The following is an 11,518-nucleotide window of genomic DNA, read 5'->3' on the forward strand; positions in this document are numbered from 1 at the left end:
CCCCCTGCAGCGCACCCGAGCCGACCCAAATTATACCACTTGGTGTGTTTTCGGCAGCAGTCCGGTTTCAGCTCCATAAAGGTCTTTGGGTTGGTTTCTGGGAAGTTTCCATGATCTACAGACTGCTCTGTCGGTTCTTTCAAAACGGGGATACTGTTATGTATGGCTCCATGCTCGTCCCAGTAGGGCGGAAAGAGGGCTACTGCATCTCGGAGAGGGATTTACCGTCATGGCACGTCAACAGGAACGTGCGCGACGCACTCGCGCTGCGCTCGTGGAGTCGGCCGCCATCGAGTTCGCCAAGCGCGGCTATGCGGCGGCGTCCGTCAACACGATCCTCGAGGGCTCGAACGCCACCAAGGGGGCGATGTACTTCCACTTTCAGTCGAAGGAAGAACTTGCCCGTGCCGTTCTTCAGTCCGGAGTCGAGCAATTCACCGCGCTGACCGACAGGTGGACGAGTCGCACGGACATCGGGCCGTTCGAAGCCCTCCACGGTTTCGTGATCGATCTGGCGAAGCTGTTCCATTCGAGCGTCATCGTGCGGGCCGAGTTCCGGTTGATCGTCGAACCCGAGTTCTATCCGGACGTACAGTCCGGCGGCTCGCAGGTGTGGGGGCGCGCCGCGCACGAGTTCGCGATCCGCGCTCAGCGCGACGGACTGCTGCGCGCCGACGCCGATCCCGAGAAGTTCACCAGGGTCCTGGCGGCGTCCCTCGCCGGCCAGCGGTACATGTCCGACATGACGGCGCTGGAGGGTGACCTCGGCGAGCGGTTCGCGGAATCGCTCGAAGTGATCCTCGAAGCGATGGCTTCACCCGAATGGTTGGAGAAGTTTGCGAGGGAAGGCTGGCCGGATTCCGGTTCGGAACTTCCCGATTCGTAGTCTGACCTGGCGATTTGGGAAATTCTCGATCCGTGTCCTAAGCTATCCAAGCTCCCAACGGAACGCCGTTGAGGTACTGGTTCGGAGAAATCCGGCGGGCCCCCTTCGTCTAGCGGCCTAGGACGCCGCCCTTTCAAGGCGGTAGCGCGGGTTCGAATCCCGTAGGGGGTACGTTTGACCGGTGTCGAGCATGCGGTATGGTTCGACGGCAGTAAAAGTGACACGCAGTAACGCTTTACACTGGTAAAGCAACAGCAGGACAAGCAAGGCCCTGTGGCGCAGTTGGTTAGCGCGCCGCCCTGTCACGGCGGAGGTCGCGGGTTCGAGTCCCGTCAGGGTCGCAAGTGTGTTGCCGATACCGAGTATCGGCAACACAATGCGATAGGCATTCGGTTCGGGTGCCGTCCGGCCAGGTAGCTCAGTTGGTACGAGCGTCCGCCTGAAAAGCGGAAGGTCGCCGGTTCGATCCCGGCCCTGGCCACCACGATTCACCGAAGCTCCGTTGTCGAGAACGTCGACAGCGGAGTTTTTTCGTTGTCCGTGTCGCTAGGGTGCGATCCGCAGTGTGTCGACGAGGCCGTCGCTGAGAACGAACTCGTACTTCAGTTCCACCGGGCTCCCGGGGAAATTTCCTTTCACCGTGGTGGTGATCACGTAAGTGTCGTCGGCGGCCGTTTCCGTTCCGGTCACCTCGACCGTGTAGGTGTACTTCGATTCGAGGTCCCTGCGCCATTGCCGGATGCCGTCGCGCCCGCGGACGGTCCGGCCTTCGTCGGTCACGGCCGCGTTGTCGGTGAAGCATGCTGTGAGTGCATCGAGGTCTCCTGCGTCGGCTGCCCGAAAGTAGCGCGTGACGATCTCGGGTGTCGTGGTGGTGCTCATGGTGATCTCCCTGTCCCTGTGCGTTGTCCCTGCCGGCCCGGCAGTCCGTGCCTATAGCAACGCTATAGAAGTAGCATAGCGGTGTGACAAAGAAGAGTGTGGCCGGTGACGCCCGCGACCGTCTGCTGAAGGCGGCGGCCCAACTACTCGACGAGGCCAAGGGCAAGCCCGTGTCCACCCGCGCCGTCTGCGACCTCGCCGGCGTGCAGGCCCCGACGCTGTACCACCACTTCGGCAGCAAGCAGGGCCTGTTCGACGCGGTCGTGGAGTACGGTTTCGGCCAGTACGTCCGGGCCACGAATCGGCGCGGGGACGACCCGGTCGACGACCTGCGGCACGGCTGGGACGATCACGTCCGCTACGGGCTCGACAATCCCTCGTTCTACGTCCTGCTGTACGGGCAGGTCGCTCCAGGCAAGCCGTGTGCGGTGACCTCCGTCGCCGAGACGAGGCTCCTCCAGTTGCTGACCGAGATCGCGCAGCAGGGACGCCTGCGCGTGACGCCTGCGGCCGCCGCCGGGCAATTCGTGGCGGCGAACGTCGGCATGACCCTGCACCTCATCGCGCAGCCGGAGGGCCGCGTCGACCTCTCCCTGTCACGGGAACTGCGCGACAACGTGATCGCCGGGCTGATCCGGCCGGCGCCCACTGTGCTGTCGGAGACCTCGAGGGAGGTGGTCGAGAAGGCGGACGCGCTCGCGCGCGCCCTCGACGCCGACGCGGGCCGGGCCGGGTTGAGTGCCGGCGAACTCCTCGTGATGCGGGAGTGGCTCGACAAACTAACGGCAGCGACCTAGGACTCCGAGCGCCGCCGCAGGGTGTCGAAGATCTCGCGGTAGTGCAGGTGAGCCATGAAATGACCACCGGTGCGGATGTTCAGCCTGGCGCCGGGAATCCGGCGGGCGAGCTCGGGCGGCCAGGTCGTGGGCACGAGTTCGTCCTCGGTTCCACCCCAGACGTCGACCGGCACGGTCAGATCCTCCGGCGCGAACCCCCACGGCCGCATCCACGCGCAGTAGTCCTCCACCATCCCGGGCGCCGTCCGGAGAGCCTCACCGGACATGAGCGAGAAGTTCCGGACGGGTTCGGAGCGGAGAACGGCTGCGTCCGCGGCGCCGAGGTCGCGGGCGCCGAGTCGCCGGAACAGGCGCGGAGCACGCAGCGCGACGGCGCCCATGACGCGAAAGCAGCTCCGCGCCACCAGCGGGGCGTGCTGGGACAGCCGGGTGAACACGCGGTCCCCGGCGGGAAGCTGGGCGAACACCCCGGGTTCGGTGAGGGGCAGGGCCCCGGCGATCACCGCGACACTTGTCACGCGCGACGCCACGCCGGAGCCCACCGCGAGCGCGTACTGCCCGCCCATCGACCACCCCAGGACACCGAAACGGCCGACGCCGAGGCGATTCACGAGGTCTTCGACGTCCCGGGCCCAGTCGAGGACCGTCCTGCCCGGCTGCGGATCCGACAGTCCGATCCCCGGACGGTCGGGGGACAGGAGCCGGATGCCCGCGTCGCGAGCACTCCGGTCGGCGGCCGCGACGTCGAGACGGCCGGCGAGCCCGCCGTGGGCGTTCACGACGGTGAATCCGCGGGGGTCGCCGTACTCCGCGAAACCCATCAGGCGTCCGTCGGGCAGCCGGATCACACGATCCTCGGGTCCGACATGAACTCTGGGCACGGGAACCTCCGGCGGTCGAGGCGAGTCTATCCGGGGGTGGCCCACGCAATCCGGACATCGTGACGACCGGAACCGGTGCCGTCGCCGGACGGCACCGAGGTGACTGTCGCTAGGCTGACGTCCATGAGCAGTGCTGAAGAGCCGCTGACGGCGGGCCGCGACGGGCTACTGTCGTTGCTTCGCAACGGGCAGCTGCCCTCGCGTGGGGCCAAAGCCCCCCAGCGGGAGCGTTATCAGCGGATCGTCGCCGCAGCGATGGAACTCGCCTCGGAGGGCGGGTACGACGCCGTGCAGATGCGGGCCATCGCCGATCGGGCGGGCGTCGCGCTGGGCACCGTGTACCGCTACTTCCCGTCGAAGAACCACATGCTGGTGATGGGCCTGTTGATGGTGTTCGAGGGAATGCGGTCCCGGTTCGAGGACGTCGCGATCCCGGGGGACACGCCGTCGGAGCGGATCCTGTTCGTCCTCCGGAAGAACACGGAAGTCCTCGAGAAGGACCGGCCGCGCTACGAGGCCCTGGTGCGCGCGTTCATGTTCGCGGACGCGTCGGCCTCGGCCGAACTGGATGCGTTCGGCGCGCTGATGACCGAAATGTTCGCCAAGACCATCGGTGTCGAGCACATCTCCGACGACCAGTTGAACGCCATCCGGGTGATCGGTGACGTCTGGATGTCGAGCCTGGTGTCCTGGGTGGCCGGCCGCATCTCGGTGGACGAGGTGATGGCTCACCTCGGGCTCGCGGTCCGTCTCGTGTTCCGGCGCCTCGGCGGCTAGTTCGCGCGCTCAGCGAAACGACTGCCGGATTACCGGTTCTCGCCGCTCGAGGATGGTGGCGGTGTGCTGGCGCACCATGCTGTCGAGGTGCTCACCCTGCGGTGCGAGCCAGAAGTCGCCCCGGTCGATGCCTGCGAAGACCAATTCCGCGAAAGTGTCTGCGTCGAGACCGTGGGTGCCGAGCAGTTCGCGCATCTGCGCGACCATCCGATCGACGGCCGGATGGGAGACCGCCCCGAACGGGTTGTCGAAGACGGACGTGACGACGGGCCCCGGCGCGAGCACGCTCGCGGACACCGGGGCGCCTACCATGGTCAACTCCATCTGCAGGCACTCGGTGATCGCGACGACCGCGAACTTCGATGCGCTGTACGGCGACATCATCGGACCGGGCGCGAATCCACCGACCGAGGCCGTGTTGACGACGCGTCCGCCGCCCTGGTCGATCATGCGCGGAACGAACGCCCGGATCCCGTTGACGACACCCGTGACGTTGACACCGAGGGCGGCGTCCCAGTCGGATTCGCCGAGTTGCCAGAGGAATCCGGCCCGCATGATTCCGGCGTTGTTGAAGAGAAGGTCCACCCGGCCGAACGAGTCGTACGCGAGATCGGCCAGGGCGTGGACGGACCCGGAGTCCGCGACGTCGGTTGCGCACGTGAGGGCGGCTCCGCCCAGATCTGCGGCCAGACGATCCAGCGCGGCCGTATCGATGTCGGCGAGGAGCACTGCCATACCGCGAGCGTGCGCGTGCCGGGCTATCCCCGCCCCGATTCCCGAGGCCGCGCCGGTGACGACGACAACCTGCTTTTCCTGTGTTTCCGGTTCCGTCACGGCTCGACCGTAGGACCGTCGTCGGCCGCCTCGGCCCGGGTTTCTCTCTCAGCGGGACATATTCACGTGCCGGGACGCCACAGTGGTGCGGGGTCCGGGCCCTCCTCGCCCTGCTGCTGCGTACCCCGGAAGCGTGCCGCGAAGACGATCCAGCCGATGGTGGCCATGAGCAGGAAGCTGACCAGGCGGTAGACGACGATCGCGGACACCGCTTCTGCGCCGGTCATTCCGCTGGCGGTCAGTGCGGGGACGAGCACGGCGTCCATGACACCGAGCCCGGCGGGCAGGAGTGGGATGGCCGAACGGGCGGCGTTGCCCGCCGCGTACGCGACGGCCAGTCCGGCGAACCCGGGATGTGCGCCGACCGCGTAGCACGCGAAGGCGAGGCATGCGGCGTCGGCGATCCAGTTGAACAGCGACCACCCGAACGCGCGGGCGGTGTCGCGGCGGTCCATCCGGACGGCGCTCATCTGGTTCACGATGTGCTTCCACTGGCGAACACCGGTCAGCGGAGGCTTCTTTCGGAGCGCGTTGAATCCGCGTAGCGCGGTGATGCCGACACCTTCGAGGGCGTCGGGCCGCGAGGCGGCGTACTGAGCCACCACCAGGAAGGCGCACAGGCCGCCGAACGTGAAGATCAGCGAGAACGGGTTGGTCTCGGCCCCGACGAGCAGTGCGCCCGCCAGTCCGACGAGCGCCAGGCCGATGGCCTGGAGGGCGCCGGCCATCACCAGTTGCCACGTCGCGACCACCGGTGACGCCCCCCAGAGGCGTGTCTGCCGGTACCTGAACGTCGTTGCCAGAACCGGGCCGCCCGGCAGCGTCACGCTCATCGAATTGGAGGCGAACGTCACCGCGAGGGACTGCCGCTGTCTGATGTGCACGTCCGCGACCCCCAGCAGGCAGCGCTGGACCCGGGCGAAGCTCGACATCGATGCCAGCGACGCCACGACGGCCGCGGCCACCCATCCCCATTGGAGGTCGCCGAGGTTCTGGACGCTCTCGGAGAGGTCCGGCCAGATGAGGACGATTTCGACCGCGAGCACGACGACGAGCAGGCCGCCGATCACCCATTCGACTCGACGCCTGCGGGGCGTCGGGCGGGTGTCTTGGGCGTCCGTCATACGCGTCCATTACACATGGCCGGTGATCACACCGTGTATCCGCCGTCGACGTCGAGTTTCTGTCCGGTGACGAAACCCGCCCGGTCGCTCGCGAGGAAGCAGACCGCCTCGGCGACGTCCGCGGCGGTGCCGAACCGGCGTAGCGGTATCCGGCTCATGGCGGCGTCGAGTGCGCGCTGATCGAGTTCTTCGGAGTTGATCAGCCGCTCGGCCATGCCGTCGGTGAGCATTCCCGGGCCCACCGAATTGAAGCGGACGCCGTAGCGGCCCTCCTCGGCGGCGAATCCCTTGACCAGCTGTTCGATCGCACCCTTGGTGCCCGGCGACAGTCCGTCGCGCACCGGATATCGGCTGGTGGCCGCGGTCGTGACCGCGACGACGGAACCGGACGCTTCCCGCAGCGCGGGGAGGGCGGCCTTGACGACGGTGAAGAAGGCCACCGCTTCCTGTTCGAGGTGCTCGGCGTAGTCCCGGGGAGCGATCTCGGACAGGTGGATCATCGGAATGTGCGGTCCCGCGGCGTGAACGAGGACGCCGAGGCCGCCGAAGTGTTCGATGGTCTGTTTCACGACACTCGCGACGCGGGGCTGGTCGGTGAGGTCGGCGGAGAACGCCTGCGCTCCGACGCCGCGGCTTTCCAGTTCGCCGACGAGGTCCGCGGCGACGTCGGCGTTGGATCGGTAGGTGATGGCCACGTCGTGGCCGAGGGTCGCGAGTTGCCGTGCGATGGCCGAGCCGATGCCGCCGGTGCCGCCCGTGACCAGTGCGGCGCAGCGACGTCGGGGGGTGCTGGTGGCGGGTGTCGCCATGAGGAACTCCAAGCGTGTGAGGAACGAGCGCCCCTAACCTAGCAACTGCTTGGTTTCGGTGGGTGGGGAACAGTTCACCCCGGCCGAGCGCAGCCTAGCCTGGCTATCCGACCAGGCCTTTTCGTCTTAGCCTGAACGCATGTCAGCAGAGAACGCCGAGCGGGCCGAGCCCTCGCGGCATCCCGACGAGCCGCACGCACCGAGTCTGGCGAGCCGCCTCAACTGGTTGCGGGCCGGCGTTCTCGGCGCCAACGACGGCATCGTGTCGACCGCCGGCCTGGTGGTCGGGGTGGCCGCGGCCACCACCGAACGATCGGCGATCTTCACCGCCGGATTCGCGGGTCTCGCGGCCGGGGCGGTGTCGATGGCCCTGGGCGAGTACGTCTCGGTGAGCACCCAGCGCGACACCGAACGCGCTCTTTTGTCGAAGGAACGCCGCGAACTCACCGAAACCCCCGACGTCGAGTTCGAGGAACTCGTCGCGATGTACGAGGCCAAGGGGCTGAGTGGCGACACCGCCCGGACGGTCGCGCGCGAACTCACCGACCACGATGCGTTCGCCGCCCACGTGGACATCGAACTGGGCATCGACCCGGACGACCTGACCAACCCCTGGCAGGCTGCGGGATCCTCGGCGCTGTCCTTCACGCTCGGCGCCCTCGTCCCGCTGCTGGCGATCCTCGTACCGCCTGTGCACCTGCGCATTCCGGTGGCGTTCTTCGCCGTGCTGGTCGCGCTGGCCCTCACGGGCACCGTCAGCGCGGCTCTCGGCGGCGCACAGCGCACCCGGGCAGTGCTCCGCGTCGTGCTGGGCGGGGCACTCGCGATGATCGTCACGTACGGCATCGGCCAGCTGGTGGGAACGGGCATCGCCTAGCTTCGGGCGACAGTCACTCGCTCCGGCAGATCATGACCGGACATTTCGCGTGGTGGAGCAGATTCTGGCTCGTCGAGCCCATCAGCGCGCCGAGCCACGGTCCCCGGCCGTGGCTGCCGACGACGATGAGCTGGGCGTCCCCTGCATGCCGCAGGATGACGTCGGCTGCGGCACCCTGCTCGGCCACCCTCGTCACGGACACGTCCGGGTATCGTTCCGACTCGCCCGCGAGGCCCTCGGACAGCAGCGCCTCCTCTTCCTGCTTCACGGCGTCCCAGTCGACGAGCATGCCGGTGCCGCCCGCGCCGAGCGTGGGGGAGCCCTGCCACGTGTGGACGGCGGTCAGCGGCGCCTCGAAGAACGACGCGAATTCGAATGCGTGGGCCACGGCGTCGCGGCTGAGGTCGCTTCCGTCGACCCCGACCACCACCGGACGCTGGTCGGGTGTGGTGACTTCACCCCGGAGAACGGTCACCGGGCAGGGTGCGCGGTTGACGACGTGCAGCGCCGTCGAGCCGAGCAGCACCGAACGGATCGCTCCCGTTCCCGTGGATCCGAGCACGATCAACCGCGCCCAGTCGGCGGCCTCGAGCAGTGCGGTGCCCGCGGGACCGGGACTGATGGTCGTCTCGATCTCCAGACCGGGGAACTTCGGTCCCAGTAGCCGCTTCGCCGTCCCGATGATGGCCTCGCCGTCCTCGCGCAGCTGACTGAGGAACTGCGACTCCAGCATGATCGCAGCGGGGCTGTACAGCGGGCCGTCCTGCGGCAGTGCGTGCACGAGCGACAGCGTGGCACCCCACTTCGACGCGACTGCGGCGCCCCACAGGGCGGCGGCGGTGGAGGCGTCGGATCCGTCCAGGCCGACGACGACGGAATGACTGGCGGGTGTGCTCACGTCTGGCTCCCTTCGCTCACGCTGTTGGGGGTACTCCCCGACTGTGCCCTACTTCCAGACTTTTCGGGCCGCCTTCCTCGCGGTCTTCCACTCGGGTTTCACGAGCGGCGTCAGGGTATCGCCGCGATCGAGCTCACGCTGCAAGAGCATTCCGAGGCCCAGGCTCGACTCGGCGGAGTGCTGATCCTCCGCGACCATCGCGAGGATGTGGTCCCGTGCGACGACGGCGTCCTGGTACTCGCCGAGCACGTCCTGAAAGCCCTTGAATTTCGTCTGAGCGCGGTCGGACGCCTTCGGTGTCAGCGACCGCGTCGCCTCGATCGCATAGCGCATTCGCTTGGCGCGCTTGCGCGCCCGGTGTGTCCGTGCGTCGCGCTCGGCCCGGGTGGTCGCGGACGCCGCCTTCCGCACGCGCTTGTGGACGGACTTCGACAAGGTGCGCAGGGATTTCGCCACGGCCTTCTTCGACGGGCCACCGTCCCCGGACGCCTCGACGGCGACGAGGAACGTATCGAGTCCGGCGAGCAGGTCGAGGTAGCGCCGGGAGTTCAGGGCGGCCAGTGCTGCGGGCCGGGCCGTCGCGGCGAGTCCCGAGAAGTACTCGTCGAGGCGCGCACGCACGACCTCGCGGTCGGGTATTTCCTCGGCGCCACCCAGCCGGTCCACGAGCCGGCTCCACTGCACCTCGGTGTCCCGCGCCGAGCCGAGGGCCTGACCGACCCAGCGGAGTTCGACGATCAAGTCGTCGACGGTTTCCTGATCGCGCAGGCTGGACCCGTACACCTGGAGGACACTCCGGATGCGCCGGGCCGAGACCCGGAGGTCGTGGACGGACTCCTCGAGGTCGCGCCGCACGCCGAGGTCGGCCGTCACGAGAGAATCCTTCTGCGCCGCCAGATACTCCAGCAGCAGTGTCCGGGGAGTGGACCCCTTCGTCCTGCGCACGGGGCGCGGGGTGCCGGTCACCGCGTCGCCGAGCGCCCGCCGCAACTTCGACGGCGCGTCCGACCGAGCTATCCCGGCGTCCGTCAGCCGGGAGTCGATGGCGTCGAACAGGTTTCGGTCTCCGGCCGCGAGCTCCACTTCGATCTCGCGCCACACCCGCTCGTCGGATCCGGTGCCCTTCTCGGGGACGGCGGCGATCACGACGTCCGAGACGACCTCGGCGAGCGTCGTCCCCGCCGCGTCCACGAGCCGCTGCCGTTCGCGATCGGTACTGATGAGCGCGACCGGGTTCAGGGCGGCGCCGCGGGTGACGGCAGTGAGCAGTTCCGCGAATTCCCGGGGCACTTCCGTCTCGGGGAGCTCGGCGTCGGGCGCCAACTGCAACTCGGTTCGCTCGTCCGCGCCTGCCGGGATCTTCAGATGCCAGCCGGCGTCGTCGCCGCCTTCCCGGCGGCGGAGGGTGATTCCGGCGCGCAGCAGCAGAAGTTCGCCGGTGTCGTAGTACAGGGCGGACAGCTGAACGGTGTCGCGCCGCGGTTCACCGTCCACACCGGGCAATCCCGAGAGGCTGGGTATCTGCTGCTCCGAACCGGCCTCGTACTTGCGTTCCACTTCGGAGACGGACGTCGCGGTACTCATGTCCCCATCCTTCCGTCTGACCGGCCCGGGGGAAAGAAGCCGAGGTCACTTCGGCCAGTCGAGGCTCCGGACGCTCGCGAAGCGTCGCGTGACGCCGGAGTGGGGGTCGACGAATTCGACGGACCGGGCCAGCAGCCGCAGCGGCGTCGAATAGTCGTCGGCGGCAACATCGTAGAAGTCGGGGTAGAAGTTGTCGCCGTGGATCGGGATGCCCAGCGAACTCATGTGCAGCCGCAACTGGTGCGTCTTGCCGGTGTGCGGCAGCAGCCGGTACCGGGCCGCGTCGCCGTGGACCTCGAGGAGTTCGATGCGGCTCTCGCTGTTGGCGGGACCGTCCACCTCGTACGCCTTCAGGACGCCTCGCTCCTTGACGATTCGACTGCGGACGGTGGCGGGCAGCGGGAGATCGGGGTCGTAACGCGCGACCGCCTCGTACTCCTTGACCACCCGGCGCTGGTCGAACAGCGACTGGTAGTCGCGCCGGACCTCACGCCGCACCGTGAAGATCAGCACCCCGGCGGTCAACCGGTCGAGCCGGTGCGCGGGTGTCAGTTCCGGGAGGTCGAGGTCTCTGCGCAACCGGACCAGCGCCGACTCGGCGATGTACGCGCCGCGTGGGGTGCTGGCCAGGAAGTGGGGTTTGTCCACGACGAGGAGGTTCTCGTCGCGGTGGAGGATCTCGATCTCGAACGGCACCCGTGTCTCGACTGGCGGATCCCGGTACAGGTACACGAATCTTCGGGGTGCGAACGGGGTGGAGTCGGTGATCGGCTGCCCGCGCTCGTCGACGACTTCCGCGGTGGCCACCTTCTCGCGGAGGCGCGTCTCGTCGTGCGGGAAACGCGCGACCAGGTACTCGAGCACGGTGGGCCACGAGCCGTCGTCCGGCATCCTCAGCCGCGTCGGGTTGAGGCCGTCGCGGACGGGAAGTGGGGCGTCGGGCACCCCGTCACGGTAGACGACAGGCTGCGGAAATCCGCCGTTGACCGCGGGGGGACTCATGGTTACTATCCGGTAAGTTTGTGACGCGGGCCACCCTGACTGGTCGCTGAGGCGCGTCATCGGAGGATTTCACGGGGGTTCGTGGTGATCGTGCGTCGATGGGCGTTTCGACCGGGTGTGGTGGCAGTCGCTCTGGCGGTGGGGGTGGGGCTCGCGGTGGTGCCCAC

Annotated in this window: 12 protein-coding genes and 3 tRNA genes; 7 read left to right on the top strand and 8 right to left on the bottom strand. The window is 68.0% G+C overall.

The features are described from left to right. Positions 1 to 229: 229 nt before the first annotated feature. The 4 genes from G9373_RS43130 (at position 230) to G9373_RS43145 (ending at position 1,370) form a co-directional block, all read left to right on the top strand. Positions 230 to 886: a TetR/AcrR family transcriptional regulator gene (locus tag G9373_RS43130; RefSeq protein WP_005254790.1), complete on the top strand. Its 657-nt coding sequence runs from the start codon at positions 230 to 232 to the stop codon at positions 884 to 886. Positions 887 to 984: 98 nt separating this feature from the next. Next, positions 985 to 1,057 (top strand) — tRNA-Glu (locus G9373_RS43135). A gap of 96 nt (positions 1,058 to 1,153) precedes the next feature. Next, a tRNA-Asp gene (locus G9373_RS43140) sits at positions 1,154 to 1,227 on the top strand. A gap of 66 nt (positions 1,228 to 1,293) precedes the next feature. Then, a tRNA-Phe gene (locus G9373_RS43145) sits at positions 1,294 to 1,370 on the top strand. A gap of 62 nt (positions 1,371 to 1,432) precedes the next feature. Here the strand turns inward: G9373_RS43145 and G9373_RS43150 are convergent. Next, on the bottom strand, positions 1,433 to 1,768 hold the full coding sequence (locus G9373_RS43150) for a nuclear transport factor 2 family protein (RefSeq protein ID WP_005563186.1): 336 nt from the start codon (positions 1,766 to 1,768) through the stop codon (positions 1,433 to 1,435). An 83-nt stretch (positions 1,769 to 1,851) separates the two neighbouring features. Between G9373_RS43150 and G9373_RS43155 the strand changes: the two genes are divergently transcribed. Then, the gene (locus tag G9373_RS43155; protein WP_242323376.1) at positions 1,852 to 2,565 is read left to right on the top strand and encodes a TetR/AcrR family transcriptional regulator; all 714 of its coding nucleotides are present in this window, start codon (positions 1,852 to 1,854) and stop codon (positions 2,563 to 2,565) included. Here G9373_RS43155 and G9373_RS43160 read toward each other — a convergent pair. Beyond that, entirely contained in the window at positions 2,562 to 3,413 is an 852-nt protein-coding gene (locus tag G9373_RS43160) for an alpha/beta hydrolase (protein WP_005563182.1), read from the bottom strand. The genes G9373_RS43155 and G9373_RS43160 overlap by 4 nt on opposite strands. Positions 3,414 to 3,569: 156 nt before the next feature. Here G9373_RS43160 and G9373_RS43165 point away from each other — a divergent pair, with 156 nt between their 5' ends. After that, positions 3,570 to 4,223 carry a TetR family transcriptional regulator gene (locus G9373_RS43165; protein ID WP_005244320.1) on the top strand — a complete coding sequence of 218 codons (654 nt, stop codon included), beginning with the start codon at positions 3,570 to 3,572 and terminating at the stop codon, positions 4,221 to 4,223. A 9-nt stretch (positions 4,224 to 4,232) separates the two neighbouring features. Here G9373_RS43165 and G9373_RS43170 read toward each other — a convergent pair whose 3' ends face one another. The 3 genes from G9373_RS43170 to G9373_RS43180 all read right to left on the bottom strand — a co-directional run bounded on the left by G9373_RS43170 (position 4,233) and on the right by G9373_RS43180 (position 6,990). Next, positions 4,233 to 5,057, bottom strand: a complete 825-nt coding sequence (locus G9373_RS43170) for an SDR family NAD(P)-dependent oxidoreductase (RefSeq protein WP_005563178.1) — start codon at positions 5,055 to 5,057, stop codon at positions 4,233 to 4,235. Between the two features lie 62 nt (positions 5,058 to 5,119). Continuing rightward, entirely contained in the window at positions 5,120 to 6,181 is a 1,062-nt protein-coding gene (locus tag G9373_RS43175; protein WP_133986115.1) for a YbhN family protein, read from the bottom strand. Between the two features lie 26 nt (positions 6,182 to 6,207). Continuing rightward, positions 6,208 to 6,990, bottom strand: a complete 783-nt coding sequence (locus tag G9373_RS43180) for an SDR family oxidoreductase (RefSeq protein ID WP_120659680.1) — start codon at positions 6,988 to 6,990, stop codon at positions 6,208 to 6,210. 139 nt (positions 6,991 to 7,129) lie between these two features. On the opposite strand from G9373_RS43180, the gene G9373_RS43185 reads away from it, so the two are divergent. Next, positions 7,130 to 7,867 carry a VIT family protein gene (locus G9373_RS43185; protein ID WP_005572726.1) on the top strand — a complete coding sequence of 246 codons (738 nt, stop codon included), beginning with the start codon at positions 7,130 to 7,132 and terminating at the stop codon, positions 7,865 to 7,867. 13 nt (positions 7,868 to 7,880) lie between these two features. On the opposite strand, the gene G9373_RS43190 is transcribed toward G9373_RS43185, so the two are convergent. The 3 genes from G9373_RS43190 to G9373_RS43200 are packed head-to-tail and all read right to left on the bottom strand — an operon-like array spanning position 7,881 to position 11,351. Beyond that, complete coding sequence (locus G9373_RS43190) at positions 7,881 to 8,765, bottom strand: universal stress protein (RefSeq protein ID WP_005572725.1); 885 nt, start codon at positions 8,763 to 8,765, stop codon at positions 7,881 to 7,883. Positions 8,766 to 8,813: 48 nt separating this feature from the next. Further along, positions 8,814 to 10,349, bottom strand: coding sequence for a CYTH and CHAD domain-containing protein (locus tag G9373_RS43195; RefSeq protein WP_167120975.1), 1,536 nt, complete (start codon positions 10,347 to 10,349; stop codon positions 8,814 to 8,816). Positions 10,350 to 10,394: 45 nt separating this feature from the next. After that, entirely contained in the window at positions 10,395 to 11,351 is a 957-nt protein-coding gene (locus G9373_RS43200; RefSeq protein ID WP_005572723.1) for a pseudouridine synthase, read from the bottom strand. Positions 11,352 to 11,518 lie beyond the last annotated feature (167 nt).

It is taken from the genome of Rhodococcus sp. A14 (assembly GCF_011603105.1).
Lineage (GTDB): Bacteria > Actinomycetota > Actinomycetes > Mycobacteriales > Mycobacteriaceae > Rhodococcus_F > Rhodococcus_F opacus.

Excerpts from the sequence above, each read along its gene's own strand:
- G9373_RS43130 (WP_005254790.1), top strand. The coding sequence starts at position 230 with ATGGCACGTCAACAGGAACGTGCGCGACGCACTCGCGCTGCGCTCGTG.
- G9373_RS43150 (WP_005563186.1), bottom strand. The coding sequence starts at position 1,768 with ATGAGCACCACCACGACACCCGAGATCGTCACGCGCTACTTTCGGGCA.
- G9373_RS43165 (WP_005244320.1), top strand. The coding sequence starts at position 3,570 with ATGAGCAGTGCTGAAGAGCCGCTGACGGCGGGCCGCGACGGGCTACTG.
- G9373_RS43175 (WP_133986115.1), bottom strand. The coding sequence starts at position 6,181 with ATGACGGACGCCCAAGACACCCGCCCGACGCCCCGCAGGCGTCGAGTC.
- G9373_RS43180 (WP_120659680.1), bottom strand. The coding sequence starts at position 6,990 with ATGGCGACACCCGCCACCAGCACCCCCCGACGTCGCTGCGCCGCACTG.
- G9373_RS43185 (WP_005572726.1), top strand. The coding sequence starts at position 7,130 with ATGTCAGCAGAGAACGCCGAGCGGGCCGAGCCCTCGCGGCATCCCGAC.
- G9373_RS43195 (WP_167120975.1), bottom strand. The coding sequence starts at position 10,349 with ATGAGTACCGCGACGTCCGTCTCCGAAGTGGAACGCAAGTACGAGGCC.
- G9373_RS43200 (WP_005572723.1), bottom strand. The coding sequence starts at position 11,351 with ATGAGTCCCCCCGCGGTCAACGGCGGATTTCCGCAGCCTGTCGTCTAC.